This is a genomic window from Nonomuraea sp. LP-02 (genome assembly GCF_036289125.1).
Taxonomy (GTDB): domain Bacteria; phylum Actinomycetota; class Actinomycetes; order Streptosporangiales; family Streptosporangiaceae; genus Nonomuraea; species Nonomuraea bangladeshensis.
The window spans coordinates 3,915,544-3,934,480 of the sequence record NZ_JAXCLK010000001.1 but is presented as its reverse complement, the minus strand read 5'-3'; the positions used below and the strand labels follow the sequence as shown (position 1 = coordinate 3,934,480).

The following is an 18,937-nucleotide window of genomic DNA, read 5'->3' as shown; positions in this document are numbered from 1 at the left end:
CTTCCGTCTTGCGTCCGAACGTGATCGTCGTCTTCACCGACCAGCAGCGGTGGGACACCGTCGGCCCGCTCACCCCCAACCTCGACCGGATGGCCAGGCACGGCACCCAGGCCACGGTCGCGATCACCCCGCAGCCGGTGTGCGCGCCCGCCCGCGCCGCGCTGCAGACGGGCCGCTACCCGACCACGACCGGCGTCCACCGCAACGGCCGCGTCCTGCCGCCGGAGGAGCGCACGCTCGCGCACCACTTCGGCGCGGCCGGCTACGCCACCGGCTACATCGGCAAGTGGCACCTGGCGGGCGCGGAGCCGGTGCCCGAGGAGCAGCGCGGCGGCTACCGGTCCTGGCTCGGCGCGAACGCGCTGGAGCACACCTCCGACGCCTACCGCACGATCGTCTTCGACGAGGCGGGCGATCCCGTCCTGCTGCCCGGCTACCGCTCCGACGCGCTCGTGGACGCCGCGATCAGGTTCGTCGCCGACCACCACGACGAGCCGTTCTTCCTGTTCCTGTCGCTCCTGGAGCCGCACCACCAGAACGAGGTGGACAACTACCCGGCGCCCGACGGCTACGAGGAGCGCTACCAGGGCTCCTGGCTGCCGCCGGACCTCGCCGCGCTCGGCGGCACCGCACACCGGCATCTCGGCGGCTATCTGGGCCAGGTCAAGCGCCTGGACGAGGGGCTGGGGCGGCTGCTCGACGCCCTGCGCAGCCTCGGCCTGCTGGAGGAGACGATCGTGACCTACACCTCCGACCACGGCAACCACTTCAAGACCCGCAATGCCGAGTACAAACGCTCCTGCCACGACGCCTCGCTGCGGGTGCCGCTGGCGCTGCGCGGCCCCGGCTTCGACGGCGGCGGCGCGATCGCCCGCCCGGTCAGCACCCTCGACCTGCCGCCGACGCTGCTGGCGGCGGCCGGGCTGCCGGTGCCGGAGGAGATGCAGGGCCGTTCGTTCCTGCCGCTGCTCCGCGACGCCCGCGCCGACTGGCCGGAGGAGGTGTTCTTCCAGGTCAGCGAGTCGGAGGTGGGGCGCGGCATCCGTACGTCGCGGTGGAAGTACTACGCGGTGGCCGAGGACGCCGATCCCTGGAACGACCCGGCCGCCGGCCGCTACCGGGAGCAGGCGCTTCACGACCTGGAGAACGATCCGTACGAGCTGGTGAACCTGGCGGGCCACCCCTCGCACGCCGGGGTGGCGGCGGGGCTGCGGGAGCGGCTGGCGCGGCGGATCGCCGAGGCCGAGGGCGCCGCGCCGGAGATCGAGCCGGCCGCCGTCCGCCCGGCCCCGGACCAGGCGATGACCGACCCGGAGGTACGGCTGCGCGGCCCGAAGCCGGTCAGGATCGGCCACCAGCGGCCATGATCGTGGCGGATGGCGGGAACCGGCGTTCCCGCCATCCGCGCGGGGTCAGCTCGCCGCGTCGGCGGGCTTGTGGTCGTGCGCGCCGGCGCTCCGCTTCGCCGACGCGGCACCGGCGGTCCCGGCGGAGCCGATCGAGCCGGTGTCGAAGGCGTAGCGCGCGGTCAGCGTGGCGATGGCGTCGGAGTTGACGTCCAGGGCCTTGTCGTTGATGTTCGCGATGGTGTCGCAGACGCTGTGGTAGCACGGGTCGAGCGGGACGCCCGCCGTGCCGCCGAAGATCGCGGCCTCCTCCGCCGTCTTCAGCACCTCCGCGCCGGTGAACAGGCCGCCGGCGGGGATCCCGGCCGCGATGAACGCTCCATAGTCGGAGCGGCCGGTGAACGCGGTCGCGGTGTACGGCAGCCCGCGCCCGGCGAAGAACTTCTCGAAGTCCTCCTCGATCACGTCCGACCCGGCCGGCCCGGCGGTGCCGAACGCGTCGCCGTCGCCGTCATAGATGCCGAAGGTGTAGTTCGGCGAGGCGATCATGTCGAAGTTGAGGTAGAGCGCGATCTTGGCGCGCTCGGCCTCCGGCAGGGTGGCCACGTAGTGCTCCGAGCCGAGCAGGCCGAACTCCTCGGCGCCCCAGAAGGCGAAGCGCACCTGGTTCTTCGGCTTGGTCTTGGCGAACTGGAGCGCGACCTCCAGGATGCCGGCGCTGCCCGAGCCGTTGTCGTTGATGCCGGGGCCCTCCTGGACGCCGTCCAGGTGCGCGCCGAGCATGACGACGTTGTTCCTGTCGCCCTTCTTGGTCTGCGCGATCACGTTGTACGTGGTCCGCTGCTCCACCACCGGGTCCCAGTTGAGCTGGACCGCGGTGCCCGCGGTCGCGGCCAGCTCCTGGCCGACGGAGAAGCTGGTGAAGAACGACGGGATGGTGACGCCGGGCCCGCCGAGCACCGGGTTGAGGTCCACCTCGGTGCGGCCTTCCTGGCCCTCGTTGAACACGATGGCCGCGGACGCCCCGGCCGCGATGGCGTTGTCCACCTTGACGCGGAAGTTGCAGGTGCCGCGCTGCATGAGCGCCACGTTGCCCGGGACGAAGCCGGCGAAGTCGCCCGCCTCGCAGCCGGACGACGAGGAGTTGGCCGGGCCGGGCGGCAGCACCAGGTCGACGGCCTGGACGGTGCCGCTGGCCGCGCCGGCCGGCGACTCGCCCATCGCCACGTAGTCCTGGAAGAAGCCGTAGGTGTACGTCTTCGCCGGGGCGGGGCTGGTGCGCTTCAGCACGGGCGGGGTGCGGTAGCCGTCGAAGGTGAACTCGAACGGCTGGATCGTCACCTCGTAGCCGGCGTCGCGCAGCTTGCGCGCCACGTAGTCGCGGGAGGCGTCGAAGCCGGAGCTGCCGGAGACGCGGGTCCCGCCGTTGGCGTCGGCGATGGCCTGGAAGGCCTTGAGGTGCTTCTTGACGTTCTTGCCGGTCACGTCCTTGACGAGCTTGCGTACGGCGGCGTCGTCGCGGCCGTGCGCCTGGGCGGGTCCGGCCACGGCTAACGGCAGGAAGACGACCGCGGCCGCCGTGATGGCGCCGAGTAGGGAACGCATGTTTCCGTTGCTCCTCGGTACGTAAGGGGAGACCCGGGTCGAAGATGCGCGCGTGTCCTGAAACTAGTAAGAATCACCGTAAATAAGAAGATTGGGGATGTCTCTGTTGCATCACGGAACGTTGACCATCGGTGGCCGGACCGTGCACCGTCTGGGATTCGGCGCGATGAGCCTCACCGGCCCCGGCGTCTGGGGGCCGCCCGAGGACCGCGAGGCGTGCGTCCGCGTGCTGCGCCGGGCCGTCGAGCTGGGGGCCGACTTCATCGACACCGCCGACTCCTACGGGCCCTACGTCAATGAGGAGATCATCCGCGAGGCGCTGCACCCGTACCCGGAGCACGTGACGATCGCCACCAAGGCCGGGTTCGTACGCACCGGGCCGGGGGAGTGGCATCCCGTGGGGCGGCCGGCGTACCTGCGGCAGGAGGTCGAGATGAGCCTGCGCCGGCTCGGCGTGGACCGGCTCGACCTGCTCCAGCTCCACCGCGTCGATCCCGAGGTGCCCCTGGAGGACCAGGTCGGCGAGCTCAAGGCGCTCCGCGAGGAGGGCAAGATCGCCGCGATCGGGCTGTCGGAGGTCACCGTCGCGCAACTGGAGCAGGCCCGGCGGGTCGTGGAGATCGCGAGCGTCCAGAACCGCTACAACCTCACCCTGCGGGCCTCCGAGGACGTGCTCGACCACTGCGAGGCGCAGGGAATCGCCTTCATCGCCTACACCCCCGTCGCCAAGGGCCGGCTGGCCGCGCCCGGCGGGCCCGTGGACCACGTGGCCGACGCGCTCGGGGCCACGCCCGTCCAGGTCAGCCTGGCCTGGCTGCTGGCCCGTTCCCCGGCCCTCGTCGCGATCCCGGGCACCTCGTCCCTCGCCCACCTGGAGGAGAACATGGGCGCCGCGACCGTCTCGCTCACCCCCGAGCAGGTGGCCGAGCTGTCGGCGGCCTGACAGGCGGAAACCGGCCCGCCGGGTGCGGCGGGCCGGTCCCTCTCATTCGGCCGGGTCAGCCGAGGCCGTTCCTCATGGCCGTGAGGAGTTCGGCGTTGGAGGTGTCACCGCTGAGCTCCCAGAAGAACGCGCCGCCGAGGCCCTGGTTCTTCGAGTAGGTCATCTTGCCGCCGATCGTGGCCGGCGTGTCGTAGCTCCACCACTGGTTGCCGCAGTAGGCGTAGGCGGTGCCCGCGACCGTGCCGGTGGACGGGCAGCGGGTCTTGAGCACCTTGTAGTCCTCGATGCCCTGCTCGTACGTGCCCGGCGCCGGGCCCGTGGCGGTGCCGCCCGGCGCGGCCTGCGTGACGCCGGTCCAGCCGCGGCCGTAGAAGCCGATGCCGAGCAGCAGCTTGCTCGCCGGCACGTTCTTGCTCTTGAGCTTCTGGATCGCGGCGTCGGAGTAGAAGCCCGCGATCGGGATGTCGGAGTAGGAGTTGAGTGGCGAGTGCGGGGCCGTCGGGCCCTGCGCGGCCCAGGCGCCGAAGTAGTCGTAGGTCATGACGTTGTACCAGTCGACGTACTGCGCGGCGCCGCCGTAGTCGGCCGCGTCGATCTTGCCGCCGTTCGTGCCGTCGGCGGTGATGGCCGCGGTGACCAGGTTGCCGGAGCCGAAGCGCGAGCGCAGCGCCGACATGACGTTCCTGAACGCCGCCGGGCCGCTGCTGTCACAGGTCAGACCACAGGCGTTCGGGTACTCCCAGTCGATGTCGATGCCGTCGAAGACGTCCGCCCAGCGCGGGTCCTCCACCAGCTTGTAGCAGGAGTCGGCGAACGCGGCCGGGTTCTGCGCGGCCTGGCCGAAGCCGCCGGACCAGGTCCAGCCGCCGAAGGAGAACAGCACCTTCAGGTTCGGGTACTTCTTCTTCAGCTTGCGGAGCTGGTTGAAGCTGCCGCGCAGCGCGCCGGCGTCCCAGGTGTCGGCGACGCCGTCCACGCTCTCGCCCGCCTGGTAGAAGCGGTCGTAGTCGGCGTAGCTGTCGCCGATCGCGCACTGGCCGTTCGTCACGTTGCCGAAGGCGTAGTTGATGTGCGTCAGCTTGGCCGCGGAGCCGCTGGTGTCGATGTTCTTGACGTGGTAGCCGCGCTGGTAGACGCCCCACTGGACGAAGTAGCCGAGGACCTTGTTCCCGCCGCCTCCGTTGCCGTTCGAGGTGGTGGCGGTGACGGCGGCGCTGGCGGCGCTGCGGTTGCCGGCGGCGTCGCGGGCGCGGACGGTGTAGGTGTAGGCGGTGCTCGCGGCGAGGCCGGTGTCGGTGTAGGCGGTTTCGGTGACGGTGGCGACGAGGGTGCTGCCGCGGTAGACCTCGTAGCCGGTGACGGCGACGTTGTCGGTGGAGGCGTTCCAGGCGAGCGAGACGCTGCTGGAGGTGACGCCGGTGGAGCGCAGATTGCCGGGCACGGACGGCGCGGTCGTGTCGGTGCCGCCGCCGTTCGAGGTGGTGGCGGTGACGGCGGCGCTGGCGGCGCTGCGGTTGCCGGCGGCGTCGCGGGCGCGGACGGTGTAGGTGTAGGCGGTGCTCGCGGTCAGGCCGGTGTCGGTGTAGGTGGTGCCGGTGACGGTCGTGACCAGGGTGCTGCCGCGGTAGACCTCGTAGCCGGTGACGGCGACGTTGTCGGTGGAGGCGTTCCAGGCGAGAGAGACGCTGTTGCTGGTGACGCCGGTCGAGCGGAGGTTGCCGGGCACGGACGGCGCGGTCGTGTCCGTGCCGCCGCCGGTGGAGACCTTCCAGAGGGCGGGGACGTTCGGCGGCTCCCAGCCGGGCTGGGAGGTGTGGCCCTGGAGACAGACGTAGTCGACGCCGTTGTAGGTGACGACCGCGCCGGTGGCGTAGGCGGTCCATGGGGCCCAGGCGGCGGCCATGGCGATGCCGTAGGCGGCGGGCGGCGCCACGGCGACGGCGGTGAGTGGCAGCGCGAGCGCCGCCAGGCAGGCGAGGATCTTGTTTCTCATGTCGCTCCGACATCCGTTGGGGGGCTTTTGGGGGGCGGGATGCCAGGAAACTATTAGGAAAGTTTCCTTTTAGTTGTGAGACGACCGTAACCTCAACCTGGGGAGGCGTCAATAATTCGCGCGCGAAAATCCTCGCCGGGCCACTAGGGTCTGACCCCATGACGCGCGGTGTCCGGTTGATCCGGGATGTCGGTCTCGCTCCCGCCGAGTACGCGTACGCGGCCGTCGCCGACGTGCCGGTGCGCGCCGTCTGGGCGGCCGGGGCCTGCCCGCTCGACGCCGACGGCGCGACCGTCTGCCCAGGTGACATCGCCGGGCAGACCCATCAGGTGATGCGCAACCTCGCCGACGCGCTCGCCGCCGCCGGCGCCGCACTCACCGACCTCGTCAAGACCACCGTGTACGTCGCCTCGGCCGACCGCGCCGACCTGGTGACCGCCTGGAAGGTCTACCGCGAGCACATGGACGGGCACGACGTGCCCAGCACGCTGCTCGGCGTGACGGTGCTCGGCTACCCCGGCCAGCTCGTCGAGGTCGAGGCCGCCGCCGTCCTCCCCCTCCCGTAGCCGTCCCCCTGCCCCGCCCGGCATCCCGGGCGGGGCAGCACGTTCAGCCGAGGAGGGCGGCCAGGGCCTGGGCCGGCTCCGGGTGAGCGGTCAGGAGGACGGCCGCGGGGGACGCGGGCGCGGAGACCGCCTCGTGCCAGACGGGCTCGCAGCCGAGCAGGACCGCCACCGCGTCGCAGGCCGCGCGGTGGGCGGACAGCAGCTCGGCGGCCGGGCCCGCGGGCGCGGCGGCCGGCCGGGACACGGCCCCGGAGGCAGGGGCCGGACGCGGCGACCAGGGCGGGGTCCAGGAGTCGACCTCGGCCAGCGAGCCGGGGAACGTACGGCCCGCCTCGCGCACCAGAGCGGGCATCAGCTCAGCGGCCTCGTTCCGCAGCGTCGTGATCAGCTTCGGCAGCCACGGCAGCAGCACCGAGTCGGGCAGCCGGCCGAACGCCTTGGAGATCACCTCCACCACGAACCCCGACAACGCCGGCACCGGCTCCATGGCCTGCACGAACCCCATGATGTACTGCGGGAACGACGGCACCACCAGCGGGTTGCCCAGCAGCTCCTCGCACCGCTCCCGCAGCTCGGCCACGGTCAGCAGCCCGAGCTGGGTGCGCGCCGCCCACAGCAGCGCCACCTTGGCCGGCGCCTCCGGATGCGACTGCCGCACCGCCAGTTCGAGCTGCGCCCGGTCGCAGCCCAGCGCCAGCGCCAGGCTCTCCATCGAGAACAGGAACCCGAGCATCGCCCCCACCTGCCGCACGCCGGTGTCGTCGTCGACGAACGCCGTCGGCAGCAGCGTGCAGTAGTGGGCGTAGCCGGCGGTGGCGAACTCCTCGCACCACGCGGGCAGCTCGGGCTCGTTGGCCCGGTAGTAGGCGAGCAGCCGCCGGATGCGGCTCAGCACCTCGGGCGCGTCGTCCGCGCTCCGCTCGGCGGACAGCAGCTCCACCGCCCGCGCCCCCAGCTCGTCGGCGAAGCGCCGGCTGCCGAGGTAGAGCACGGCGTCCTCGACCGCCGCGAGCGCGACCGCCGCCGTCGCCTCCGGAGCCCAGACCCGCCGCCGCAGCCGCTGCTCCAGCACCTGCTCGACGGTCACGCCGTCGTAGCCGAGCTCGATGAGCGAGCGCTGGTGCTTGCCGAGCGCGAGGTCCCAGCTCTCCTGGATCGAACGCTCCCCGAGCCGCCGCTCGCCCATGATGGGGCGTACGGCCTCGGGCGGCAGCAGGTAGCGCAGCATCCACAGCAGGTCGGAGCAGGGCCTGAGGTCGGGATCGGCGTGCAGGTCGAGCAGGGCCCGCTGGATCGTACGCTTCTCCAGGTCGAGCCCGAGCGGGGCGAGGCGGTCGAGGACGTTCCTGGCCAGCGGCGGCAGCGCGTCGTAGCCGACCGCGCCGACCCGGTCGCTGCCGAGCAGGATCTCGCACAGCCGGGCGACGTCCCTGCGGCCGGGCACGACGTCCTTCTCGATGCAGGTGACGGCCGCGTCCTGGAAGTCGTACGGGGTGGGCCGGGCCCGGCCGCGCATCCCGGCCAGCAGGATCGAGGTCTCGAACACCGCGATCGCGTCCGCCGTGCTGGCGAGGTAGCCGTTGCGGCGGGCCAGCCGGACGATGTCCACGCACCAGCCGAGCAGCTCGGCCTCGTCCAGCTCGTCGAGCACGGGCGGCCGGGACAGGAACCCGGTGAGCCGGTCGGCGGTGGCCGGATCGCCGGCGGGGGCCGGCGCGGGCCTGCGCGCCGCCTGCTTGCCGGTGCTCTTCTGCCCCGCGAGCCGGTAGGGCGTCAGCCGGTCACGCTTGACCGCCTTCGCCCACGTCGCCGCCGCGATCGACACCGACCCCGAGGCCAGCCCGAACTGCGCCTCGATGGCCGAGTGGCTGGAGGGGATGAGCCCGTACAGCCAGGTCGTGCCGGTGCGCGGGGTGATCGTGAACGGGGCGGTGGAGCGCACGCCGAACTGCTCGACGGGGCTGGCGGCGTGGAAGGCGCCGCACACGTACAGGCAGTCGGCGGGGTCGGCCCCGGTGGCGGCGAGGTGCTCGCGCATCCTCGTCCACATGTAACGCTCGCGGTCCTCGTCGACCGCCAGCCGGGCCGGGTCGCGGCTCAGCCGGCGGAACAGGCTGCCGATCAGCGTCATCACCTGGCGGTAGGTGTCGTGGTCGGCGCCGGACAGGGGCTGCTCGACGTACTGGTCCCACCACTCCGACCAGTGGCGCACCTTGCCGTGGTGCAGCAGGTGCTCCTCCAGCTCGGCGAAGCGGGGGCGCAGGTCGCCGATCTCGACGCCGATCGCGTCGCCGTGCAGCCCGGCCTCCTCACCCTGGGGGCGGGCGTGCTCGCCCTCGGGCGCGTCCTCCTTCGCGGCCCACTGGAAGACGTGGTCGGTGGAGCGGTCGACCAGCACCAGCTCCACGCCGGGCGTCTCCAGCGCGTACGCGATCGCCTGGTATTCGGCCGACGCCTCGGTGATCGGCGCCACCACGCTGAGCGGCGCCCACTCCTGGGGGAACCCGTCGAGGTGCGTGGCGAACGCCTGAACCGCCACCGGCAGCCGGCAGTTGCGCAGCTCGGTGAGCAACGGCTGAAGGTCCTCGCACAGCTCCAGGTAGATGACCTTCGGCTGCTTGTCGCGCAGCCTGCGCACCATCGCCAGCGCCGAGGCCGGCGAGTGGTGGCAGACCGGGAAGATCTCCAGCTCCTCGCGCAGCGCCCGGTCCACGTCGTCGACCATGCCGGTGAGGACCGCCGAGACGGCGTCGCCGCCGAACTCGCGCGCGGCCTGCGCGAGCTGCTCCCTGAGCGGGCCGAACGCGCCCACGGGGTCGCCCGTCGCGGGCCCGCTCAGGTCGGGCCCGCTCAAGACAGGGTCGCGATGGCGTCGCGACCGCCCTCGAGGAACTCCTGCCACGGCCCGCCGTCCTTCTTGCCGCGGGGCTCCACCACGCCGTGCCAGTACTTGTTGAGTATCGCCAGGTCCTCGGGGCTGCGCCGGGCCAGCGAGCCGACCAGCGACCCGGCGAGCGTCTGGGCGCGCAGCACCCGGTCGCCGAAGAAGTGGCTGTGCAGGATGGCGTCCTCCAGCACGCCGATCTGCTCGGCCGTGGACAGCGCCGACTCCAGCCGCTCGTCGTCGCTGGTGGCCGAGGCGGACGCCGAACGCAGGTCGGCGAAGCTCTGCAGCAGGATGTCGAGCAGCGTCGGCGGCAGGTCGAGCTCGATCCGGTGCCGCCGCAGCAGCTCTTCGGTACGGAAGCGGACGATCTCCGCCTCGCTGTTCTTGTTGGTCACGACCGGGATGCGCACGAAGTTGAAGCGGCGCTTCAGCGCGGACGACAGGTCGTTGACGCCCCGGTCGCGGCTGTTGGCCGTGGCGATGATGGAGAAGCCGGGCTGGGCGAAGACGATGTTGTCGTCCTCCAGCTCGGGGATGGAGACGTACTTCTCCGACAGGATCGAGATCAGCGCGTCCTGGACGTCGCTGGTCGAACGGGTCAGCTCCTCGAAGCGGCCGATGACGCCGCGCTCCATCGCCGTCATGATCGGCGAGGGGATCATCGACTGGCGCGACTGGCCCTTGGCGATGACCATGGACACGTTCCACGAGTATTTGATGTGGTCCTCGGTGGTGCCGGCGGTGCCCTGGACCACGAGCGTGGAGTTGCGGCAGATCGCCGCGGCCAGCAGCTCGGCCAGCCAGCTCTTGCCGGTGCCCGGGTCGCCGATCAGCAGCAGGCCCCGGTCGGAGGCGAGCGTCACGATGCTGCGCTCGACGAAGCTGCGGTCGCCGAACCACTTCTGCGGGATCTCGCGGTCGAGCCCGTCGGCGCGCTCGGAGCCGAGGACGAACAGCCGGGTCATCTTGGGGCTGAGCCGCCACGAGAACGGCTTGGGGTTGTCGTCGACGGACTCCAGGTAGTCGAGCTCGTCGGCGTACTTGACCTCTGCGGGGGCGCGCAGCATGTCGTCACTCATCAGGGGGTCTCCTAGGTGAGGAAGTTCTTGAGCTCGAAGACGAGCTTGCGGATGTGGCCGGAGAGCACGGGGGTGCCCATGTCCTTGAGCTTCTGGCGGAACCACGGGTCGACGCTCTGGTGGCCGGAGCTGTTGACCGAGCCCACGGGGATGAACTTCACCCCGGAGCGGTGGATGGCCTCGAAGTCGGTGATCAGCGAGCGGTTGTCGTAGAAGTCGCTGATCCACACCATGACGGTGTTGCGCGGATCGGCGATCTTGGGGCGGGCCAGCGCCATCGCGACCGTGCCGTCGGTGCCGCCGCCGAGCGTGGTGCGCAGCAGCACCTCGAACGGGTCGGCTACCCACGGGGTCAGGTCGAGCGCACGGGTGTCGTACGCGACGAGGTGCACGTCCACCTTGGGCAGCCCGGCGAAGATGGAGGCGAGGATCGTGCAGTTGACCATCGCGTCCACCATCGAGCCCGACTGATCGACGACCACGATCATCCGCGCCGGGGTGGTGCGGCGCGCGGTGTGCTTGTAGTAGAGCCGGTCGACGTAGAGCCGCTGGTCCTCGGGGCTCCAGTTGGTGAGGTTCTTCCAGATGGTCCGGTCGAGGTCGAGGTTGCGGAACACCCGCTTCGGCGGCACCGACCGGTCGATGACGCCCACGCTGGTCTTCTCGACCTGGGTGCGCAGCACCTGGGCGACCTCGTCCACGAACCTGCGGATGAGCGCCTTGGCGTTGGCCAGCGCCACGCCCGACAGGTTGTGCTTGTCGCGCAGGAGCTGCTCGATGAGCGACATGCTCGGCGTGAGCTGCCGCGCCAGATTGGGGTCGGCCAGCACCTCGCGCAGGCGCATGCGCTTGACCAGGTCGCCCTCGATCATGGCGAGCACGGCGGCCACCTCGTCGTCGCCGGGGCTGTGGCCCCGCCCGCCGGACTCGGTGCCCCGGCCCTTGCCGAGCCAGCCGGCGTCCCGCTTCCAGCGTTCGAGCTGCGCGGCCGTGACGTTGCCGGTGCCGGTGCAGAAGACGTTGAGCAGCAGCTTGGAGACCAGCGCGGCGCGGCGGACCTCGCCGCCCGCCTCGTGCTCCTTGTCGGACAGCAGGTCGTCGAGCTCGTCGGCGAGCGCGGGGTGGCGTTGGACCAGGGTGTCGACCGAGACGCCCGGGTCGAGCAGCGCGGGCGGCAGGCCGAGGTCCTCGACGACGGCCAGGCTGGACCTCTCCAGCGCGGGCTGCTCGTCGGTGCCGAACAGCCGCGACATGAGCCGCCAGTAGAGCACCTGGCGGCGGGTCTCGTCGGGATGGGGCCCCGCGTTGCCGGTTTCGTTCTCTGTGGTCATTTGCGCAGCAACCGTCCCGCCCGCTCGCGCAGCACCGCGACCGCGTCGCCGGCCTTGGCCTCGGCCTTGACCACCTTGGGGTCGGTGGGGCCGAGCGCCCAGTCGCCGGTGTGCGCGGTGACCGGCTTCTTCTTCACCGTGGCCTGGACGGCGAGCGGCTGCAGCAGCCACCGCCCGTCCCAGCGCAGCAGGCCGAGGCAGGCCGAGGAGGCCGCCACCAGCTCGGGCGTCAGCGGGGTGCCGGTCGGCAGCCGGTCGAGGTCGAGCGCGATCCCGCTGCCGCCGAGCTCCAGCGTGCCGCCGTCGATCTTGTAGCCCTCGACCAGCACCGGCTCGGCGATGCGCACCGGGTGGCGGTCGAGCGGCGGGACCGGCGCCGCCTGGGCCGCGCCGAGCAGCACGCGGGCGGTGGTGAACGGGTCGGCCTCCTCGCCCGCGGCGGCGCGGTCGTCGTGCCACACCAGGTCGCCGCCGGGCAGCAGCGGCATGTCCGTGAGGTCGAGCGCGCGGTGCCCGGCGAGCGCGCCGAGCAGCACCGGATGGCCGGACATGAGCCGCCACACGGCCGGGCCGACGATCGTGTCGACCTTGGCGGCGGCGACACCTGTGCGCACCAGCCGCGCCGGGCCGCCGCCGGCGGGCTCCAGGATGCCGTGCACCTGGACGCGGACCACGGTGGCGTGCTCGTGCACGTCGGCGCCGAGGATCAGCAGCCGGCCCGACACGGGCTCCGCGCCGCCGTGCCAGGGGCCGGACCGGGAGAGAAGCAGGCCGCGCGTCCACAGGTCGCCCCAGCGGCGGGCGGGCAGGCGGTCCATCGTGCTCACCGGGCAGGATGCACGCAGCTCCGCCGCCAGGCCGTCGAGCAGCACCGCGAGGCCGCGCAGCGCGGGCACGGCGAGCAGCGCCTCGATCGCCTGGTCGGAGGGGGCGACCACGTCGTGGTCGACGCCGCGCCAGCCGGCGATGGCCAGCTCGCGCAGCCACGCCCGGCAGCCGGCGAGCAGGTTGGCGGGAATCTCCGCGCCGGTCGCCGGCGTGGCCTCCCAGGGGGCGCGGGTGCGGCCGAGGGCGGCGTCGAGCCTGGCCAGCAGGGCGTCGTGCACCGCGCCGGTCAGGGCGGCCCGCGCGCCGGCCAGCACCGCCAGGTGCTCGTCGCCGATGGAACCCGCGATCACCTTGTCCACGGCCTCGGCGGCCCGCTCGCCGAGCGGCCCACCGGCCATCGCGCCCGCCAGCGCGGCCAGGGCCGCCGCCGGCTCCTCGCCGATCCTGGCGAAGCCGTGCGCGAGCGCGCCGTCGAACCCGGCCACCAGGCCGAGCGCCTCGTCCATGCCCTCGGGCCCGGCCGCGGTCAGCTCCCCGAGCTGTAGGTCGAGCATCAGCCGCTCACCTCGTTCGTCAGCAGGTCGGTCATCAGCGCACCGCCCCCATGGCGGGGAACCAGTGCAGCTCGGCCAGCGGCTCCGTGCTGTCGGGGACCTCCAGGTAGGCCAGGTGGCGCAGGAACCGGCTGAACACGACGGCGGCCGGCGTGCGCTCGACCGGCCCGTTGAGTTGCAGCCCGGTCGCGGGGGCCGCCTCCACCCGCAGGTAGCGGGCCACCCGGTCGAGGCCGTACTGCAGGATCGCCTCGTCGGCCAGCAGGCGTACGTGCTTGCAGGCGTAGCCGTGCAGGGCCCCGCAGGGCCGGTTGTTGTTGGTGCTGCAGCTCATCGCCAGGCTGCCGGCGGTGATGGAGGAGACGTAGACCCGCTCGATGTCGGATCCGCTCGACACGACCCCCTGGAGCCGGCCGTCGGCCAGCTCGACGAAGGGCACCTTGGCCAGCTTGCGCGGCTCGACGGGCGTGACCACCCGCACCACGCTGCGTTGCTCCCACGCGGTTCTGTCCGCGTCCACGGCGTCGTAACCTCCTGCCTCGCCGGTCGCGGGGCAGGCGGGAGTGCCCGCTCCTGCGCGAACGGCTTGATCAACTGATCCGGGAACCTATCGGAGGCGACCGACAGTCCGTAGATGAAACGATCGAAAGCGGTACGACGCCTGCATACGGACAGATTGTCGATAATATTGTCTGCCTGGTGCACGCAGACGGCGGGAGGATGTCCGTTGGGTGAGACGCTGACCGACCGCGTCCGGGCGGTCATCCTGGGCGGGGACTTCGTGCCCAACCAGCGCCTCATCGAGGCCGACGTGTGCGAGCAGTTCGGGGCGAGCCGGGCGGCCGTGCGGGAGACGTTCAAGGAGCTGGCGTCCGAGGGCCTGGTCGAGATCATGCGCAACAAGGGCGCCAGGGTCCGGGCGATCTCCAAGGCCGAGGCCGTCGAGATCACCGAGGTCCGCATGGTGCTGGAGGGGCTCGCCGCGTACAAGGCCGCCGAGCGGGTGACGCCGGAGCAGGCCGCCGGGCTGCGGGCGATCGTCGCCGACATGCGGGCCGCCGTGGAGGCCAACGACCTCGACCGCTACTCCGAGCTCAACGTCGCCCTGCACGCCGAGATCCGCGAGATCGCCGGGCACCGCACCGCGGCCGCGATCATCGAGCGGCTGGGGGCGCAGGTGGTGCGGCACAAGTTCCGCCTGGCCCGGCAGCCGGGACGGGCGGCGGTGTCGCTGCCGCAGCACGAGCTGATCGTGGCGGCCATCGTCGCGCGCGACCCCGAGGCCGCGCAGACGAGCATGCAGCAGCACCTGCGCAGCGTGGTCAAGGCCCTGGAGTCGAGTCCGGACTGATCGTCCCCGGCTCCGGGGACCGGTCGCCGCGGGGGAGGGGCGGGAGGCCGGTCTCGGTGACCCGCCGCAGGATGGCGGCCGTGGCGGCGGTCATCGTGGGCGGGACGTCCAGCTCCTCCAGCATGCGCGTGGCCGCGTCCATCTCGTGCACCCGCCGTACGCCGTGCTGCCCGGCGCCCTCCAGCAACCGCCGTACGAAGCGTTCGTCGGCGCCCGTCACCGTCTCCACCAGGTGCTCCCAGAACCACTCGGCCAGCCCGGCGGCCTCGGCGGCGGCCCGTGCCTCGATCGCGAGCGCGCTGAGGCCCTTCACCAGCACGCTGCGCAGCAGCTTGCGGGCGGCGGCGTCGCCGGGGTCGCCGCCGATCGGGGTCACGTCCATGCCGTGGGCGCGGGCGAAGGCGGCGAAGCGCTCCGCGCCCGCCCCGCCGGCCAGGATCGGCGTGGCCAGGCCGCGCAGCGGGACCGGTGCCATGATCGCCCCGTCCACGGCGACCGCGCCGGCCGCCTCCACCAGGGTGGCGATCTCGCGTTTGTCGCCCGGCGCGGCGGTCGACAGGTCGGCGTAGAGCACGCCCGGCCTCAGCTGCGCGGCGGACTCAGTACAGGCGGCCAGGCTGTCGGCCCCGGTGGTCACGGCGATCACGACATCGGCCCCACGCACGGCCTCCGCGTTACTGCCGACGAGCTCTTTCGCCGGGCCGCCCGGCGGGTACGCCGGGTCGTACACGCGCAGCCGTACCCTCGGGCCGAGGCCGGCGGCGAGCACGCGGCCGGCCTCGCCGTGGCCGAGCAGCGCCACCTGAGGTTTCTCCATGGGCGCTCAACCCTTCTATCGTTGACAATATTGTCGTTTCTCTGCTGCCCGAGAGAATATCGGCTCTAAAGGCGCAATTGGTGACGAAAGTGTTGACAATCTGCCGGACCCGCTCATAGCGTCGGGGCGTGACGTCGGGAAAGACTCTTCTGGTGATCAGCGCCCACGCGGGCGACTTCGTCTGGCGTGCCGGCGGCGCCATCGCGCTGGCCACCCACCGTGGCGGCCGGGCCAAGGTGGTCTGCCTCAGCTACGGCGAACGCGGCGAGTCCGCCAAGGCATGGCGCGCCGGCCACACCCTCGACGAGATCAAGGCCATCCGCCGGGAGGAGGCCGAGCACGCCGCCGCCGCGCTGGGCGCCGAGATCGAGTTCCTCGACGCGGGCGACTACCCGCTGGTGGAGACGCCGGAACTGGTGGACCGGCTGGTACGCGTGCACCGCGAGAGCGAGCCCGACGTGGTGCTCACGCACCCGCTCGCCGACCCGTACAACGGCGACCACCCGGCGGCGGCCCGCATGGCGCTCCAGGCCCGCGTGCTGGCCCAGGCGATCGGCTACGACGCCCCCGGCGAGCCGCTCGGCGCGCCCCCGGTGTTCTTCTTCGAGCCGCACCAGCCCGAGCAGTGCGACTTCAAGCCCGACGTGCTGCTCGACATCACCCCGGTGTTCGAGGCCAAGCGCAAGGCCATGGAGTGCCTGCCGGCCCAGCAGCACATGTGGGACTACTACACCGACCTCGCGGTGCGCCGCGGCGTACAGCTCAAGCGCAACGCCGGGCCCAACCTGGGGCTGCCCCACGACACCAGGGCCGAGGCGTACATGCGGCTGTACCCGCAGGTGACGGACACCCTGGCATGAGGCACCCTCGCATAAGAAACGTCGTCGTCACCGACGTCCCGCGCGCCGACGTCGCCCGCGTCGACGTCCTCGCCGCGTACGGCGTCGCCACCGTCCACGAGGCGCTCGGCCGCACCGGCTACCTCGGCCCCCGCCTGCGCCCCGCCTGGCCGGGCGCCCGCGTCGGCGGCACCGCCGTCACCGCGCTCTGCTGGCCCGGCGACAACCTGATGATCCACGTCGCCGTCGAGCAGTGCCGCGAGGGCGACCTGCTGGTGGTCGCCACGACCTCGCCGTGCGCCGACGGGATGTTCGGCGAGCTGTTCGCCACGGCGCTGCGGCACCGGGGCGTGCGCGGCGTGGTGATCGACGCCGGCGTACGGGACGTCGCCGAGCTGCGGGCCATGGGCTTCCCGGCCTGGAGCGCGGCCGTCAGCGCGCAGGGCACCGTGAAGGCCACGGCCGGCGCCGTCAACGTGCCGGTCGCCATCGGCGGCCAGGTCGTCCGGCCCGGCGACGTGATCCTCGCCGACGACGACGGCGTGCTCGTCGTGCCGCGCGGCGACCTGGAGCGCGGCATCGCCGCCGCCGGGGCGCGGGCCGCGAAGGAGGCCGCCACGCGGGAGGCGTTCATGAAGGGCGAGCTGGGCCTCGACCGGTACGGGCTGCGCGAGCGGCTCCCGGACCTCGGCATCGTCTACATGACCGCCGACGAGTACGACAGGGACCGAAGTGCCTGACGCCGGCGTGCGCTGCATGCTGATGCGCGGCGGCACCTCCAAGGGCGCGTACTTCCTCGCCGGCGACCTGCCCGCCGACCCCGGCGAGCGGGACGACCTGCTGCTGCGCGTCCTCGGCAGCCCCGACCCGCGCCAGATCGACGGCATCGGCGGCGCCCACCCGCTCACCAGCAAGGCCGCCGTGGTGTCGTGCTCCGCCGACCCCGCCGCCGACCTCGACTACCTGTTCCTCCAGGTGGCCGTGGACGAGCCGGCCGTCACCAGGACGCAGAACTGCGGCAACCTGCTCGCCGGCGTCGGCCCGTTCGCCGTCGAGCGCGGCCTGGTCGAGGCGGGCGGTGAGCACACCGAGACCCGCATCCGCCTGGTCAACACCGGTGGCCTCGCCACCGCCCGCTTCCCGACGCCCGGCGGCCTGGTGGACTACCGCGGCGGCACCGCCATCTCGGGCGTGCCCGGCACGGCGGCGGCCGTCGTGCTCGGCTTCGAGGACACCGCCGGCTCCAGCACCGGCAGCCTGCTGCCCACCGGCAACCAGCTGGACGTCATCGACGGCATCGAGGTCACCTGCGTCGACAACGGCATGCCGGTCGTCGTGGCGGCGGCGGCCGACCTCGGCCTCACCGGCTACGAGCCGTACGAGGAATTGGCCGCCGACACCGGGCTCGCCGGGCGGGTGCAGGCGCTGCGCCTGCGCGCAGGGGAGCTGATGGGGCTCGGGGACGTCACCGGCGCGTCCGTGCCGAAGACCACGCTCGTCGCGCCGCCCCGCGACGGGGGCGCGCTGTGCACGCGCACGTTCATCCCCGTCCGCCCGCACACCTCGATCGGCGTGCTCGGCGCGGTCAGCGTCGTGACGGCCGCGCTGCTGCCGGACGGCGTGGCCCGCCGCTTCGCCCGGCTGCCCGGCGGCCCGCGCGTGGCCGTCGAGCACCCCACCGGGCACCTGGAGGTCGAGGTGGAGCTCGACCTCACCACCGACCCGCCGGCCGCCGTGCGCGCGGCGAACGTCCGCACCGCCCGCAAGCTCTTCGACGGGACGGTCTTCCCCCGCCCGCGACCGGACGAAGGACCGACGATCCGATGAACGCCCTGCTGCACGACGTCGCCCACCTCGCCTACGCCGAACTGCTCACGCCCGAGCCCGACCGGAGCCTGTGGTTCTTCACCGAGATCCTCGGCATGACCCGCGCCGGCGAGGACGGCCACTCCGTCTACCTGCGCACCTACGACGACTACGAGCACCACAGCCTCAAGCTGACCGCCCACCGCACCTCCGGCCTGCGTGCCACGGGCCTGCGCGCGAGCAGCCAGGAGGCGCTGGAACGCCGGATCGCGGCGATCAAGGACTCCGGGCTCGGCATCGGCTGGCGCGACGGCGACGCCGGGCGCGGCCCGACGTACGCCTTCCGCGACCCCGACGGGCACGAGCTGCACCTGTACTGGGAGTCGGAGTGGTACGAGGCCCCCGAAGAGCTGCGCCCGGCGCTGAAGAACCAGCCGCAGGCGTTCCCCGGACACGGGGTGGGCGTGCGCCGCCTCGACCACGTCAACTTCCTGGCCGCCGAGGCCGCCGCGAACGGCGCCTTCGTCCGTGACGTGCTCGGCGCCCGGGTCACCGAGCAGATCATGCTGGACAGCGGCCGGATCGCGGCGCAGTGGCTGCACTTCGGGAACAAGTCGTACGACCTGGTCTTCACCGACGACTGGTCGGGCTCCTCGGGGCGGCTGCACCACATCGCGTTCGCCACCAACGGCCGCGAGGACATCCTGCGCGCCGCCGACATCTGCCTGGAGCGGGGCGTCCACATCGAGACCGGCCCGCACAAGCACGCCATCCAGCAGACGTTCTTCCTCTACGTCTACGAACCCGGCGGCAACCGCATCGAGCTGTGCAACCCGCTCACCCGGCTCATCCTGGCCCCCGACTGGCGCGTGGTGACCTGGACGGAGGCCGAGCGCGCCAAGGGCCAGGCATGGGGGCTGAAGACCATCGAGTCCTTCCACACGCACGGCACGCCGCCCGTCGAGCCGAGCTGACGGGCGGCGTCCGACCTC

The 18,937-nt window shown here is 72.6% G+C and carries 16 protein-coding genes; 8 read left to right on the top strand and 8 right to left on the bottom strand.

The genetic code is table 11. The features are described from left to right. Positions 1–8 precede the first annotated feature (8 nt). Positions 9–1,367, top strand: coding sequence for a sulfatase-like hydrolase/transferase (locus SMD20_RS18240; RefSeq protein WP_329582410.1), 1,359 nt, complete (start codon positions 9–11; stop codon positions 1,365–1,367). A 45-nt stretch (positions 1,368–1,412) separates the two neighbouring features. On the opposite strand, the gene SMD20_RS18235 is transcribed toward SMD20_RS18240, so the two are convergent. Continuing rightward, a complete protein-coding gene (locus SMD20_RS18235; RefSeq protein ID WP_329582408.1) occupies positions 1,413–2,951 on the bottom strand; it encodes a M28 family metallopeptidase in 1,539 nt (512 codons plus the stop codon). Positions 2,952–3,048: 97 nt separating this feature from the next. Here SMD20_RS18235 and SMD20_RS18230 point away from each other — a divergent pair, with 97 nt between their 5' ends. Further along, on the top strand, positions 3,049–3,894 hold the full coding sequence (locus SMD20_RS18230; RefSeq protein WP_329582405.1) for an aldo/keto reductase: 846 nt from the start codon (positions 3,049–3,051) through the stop codon (positions 3,892–3,894). Between the two features lie 55 nt (positions 3,895–3,949). Here the strand turns inward: SMD20_RS18230 and SMD20_RS18225 are convergent, their stop codons facing one another. Then, entirely contained in the window at positions 3,950–5,887 is a 1,938-nt protein-coding gene (locus SMD20_RS18225) for a glycosyl hydrolase family 18 protein (protein WP_329582402.1), read from the bottom strand. A gap of 158 nt (positions 5,888–6,045) precedes the next feature. Here SMD20_RS18225 and SMD20_RS18220 point away from each other — a divergent pair, with 158 nt between their 5' ends. Then, the gene (locus SMD20_RS18220) at positions 6,046–6,453 is read left to right on the top strand and encodes a RidA family protein (RefSeq protein WP_329582399.1); all 408 of its coding nucleotides are present in this window, start codon (positions 6,046–6,048) and stop codon (positions 6,451–6,453) included. 43 nt (positions 6,454–6,496) lie between these two features. Here SMD20_RS18220 and SMD20_RS18215 read toward each other — a convergent pair whose 3' ends face one another. Genes SMD20_RS18215 through SMD20_RS18195 form a run of 5 tightly spaced genes read right to left on the bottom strand, consistent with a single transcriptional unit; the run spans position 6,497 to position 13,652 of the window. After that, on the bottom strand, positions 6,497–9,307 hold the full coding sequence (locus SMD20_RS18215) for a hypothetical protein (RefSeq protein ID WP_329582396.1): 2,811 nt from the start codon (positions 9,305–9,307) through the stop codon (positions 6,497–6,499). Beyond that, positions 9,304–10,419: an ATP-binding protein gene (locus SMD20_RS18210; RefSeq protein WP_329582393.1), complete on the bottom strand. Its 1,116-nt coding sequence runs from the start codon at positions 10,417–10,419 to the stop codon at positions 9,304–9,306. The genes SMD20_RS18215 and SMD20_RS18210 overlap by 4 nt, the downstream gene beginning before the upstream one ends. Positions 10,420–10,430: 11 nt before the next feature. After that, entirely contained in the window at positions 10,431–11,750 is a 1,320-nt protein-coding gene (locus SMD20_RS18205) for a VWA domain-containing protein (protein ID WP_329582390.1), read from the bottom strand. Further along, a complete protein-coding gene (locus tag SMD20_RS18200) occupies positions 11,747–13,132 on the bottom strand; it encodes a hypothetical protein (RefSeq protein WP_329582387.1) in 1,386 nt (461 codons plus the stop codon). The genes SMD20_RS18205 and SMD20_RS18200 overlap by 4 nt, the downstream gene beginning before the upstream one ends. A gap of 34 nt (positions 13,133–13,166) precedes the next feature. Further along, positions 13,167–13,652 (bottom strand): hypothetical protein, encoded by a 486-nt coding sequence (locus tag SMD20_RS18195; RefSeq protein WP_329582384.1) that lies wholly within the window; start codon positions 13,650–13,652, stop codon positions 13,167–13,169. A gap of 207 nt (positions 13,653–13,859) precedes the next feature. On the opposite strand from SMD20_RS18195, the gene SMD20_RS18190 reads away from it, so the two are divergent. Continuing rightward, the gene (locus SMD20_RS18190; RefSeq protein WP_329582381.1) at positions 13,860–14,483 is read left to right on the top strand and encodes a GntR family transcriptional regulator; all 624 of its coding nucleotides are present in this window, start codon (positions 13,860–13,862) and stop codon (positions 14,481–14,483) included. On the opposite strand, the gene SMD20_RS18185 is transcribed toward SMD20_RS18190, so the two are convergent. Next, complete coding sequence (locus tag SMD20_RS18185; RefSeq protein ID WP_329582378.1) at positions 14,455–15,300, bottom strand: NAD(P)-dependent oxidoreductase; 846 nt, start codon at positions 15,298–15,300, stop codon at positions 14,455–14,457. The genes SMD20_RS18190 and SMD20_RS18185 overlap by 29 nt on opposite strands. A 128-nt stretch (positions 15,301–15,428) precedes the next feature. Between SMD20_RS18185 and SMD20_RS18180 the strand changes: the two genes are divergently transcribed. The 4 genes from SMD20_RS18180 to SMD20_RS18165 are packed head-to-tail and all read left to right on the top strand — an operon-like array spanning position 15,429 to position 18,919. After that, a complete protein-coding gene (locus SMD20_RS18180; RefSeq protein WP_329582375.1) occupies positions 15,429–16,160 on the top strand; it encodes a PIG-L deacetylase family protein in 732 nt (243 codons plus the stop codon). Beyond that, a complete protein-coding gene (locus SMD20_RS18175; RefSeq protein ID WP_329582372.1) occupies positions 16,157–16,879 on the top strand; it encodes a 4-carboxy-4-hydroxy-2-oxoadipate aldolase/oxaloacetate decarboxylase in 723 nt (240 codons plus the stop codon). Before SMD20_RS18180 ends, SMD20_RS18175 begins: the two co-directional genes overlap by 4 nt. After that, entirely contained in the window at positions 16,872–17,966 is a 1,095-nt protein-coding gene (locus SMD20_RS18170; RefSeq protein ID WP_329582365.1) for a 4-oxalomesaconate tautomerase, read from the top strand. The genes SMD20_RS18175 and SMD20_RS18170 overlap by 8 nt, the downstream gene beginning before the upstream one ends. Next, complete coding sequence (locus SMD20_RS18165) at positions 17,963–18,919, top strand: catechol 2,3-dioxygenase (protein WP_329582362.1); 957 nt, start codon at positions 17,963–17,965, stop codon at positions 18,917–18,919. Before SMD20_RS18170 ends, SMD20_RS18165 begins: the two co-directional genes overlap by 4 nt. Positions 18,920–18,937 lie beyond the last annotated feature (18 nt).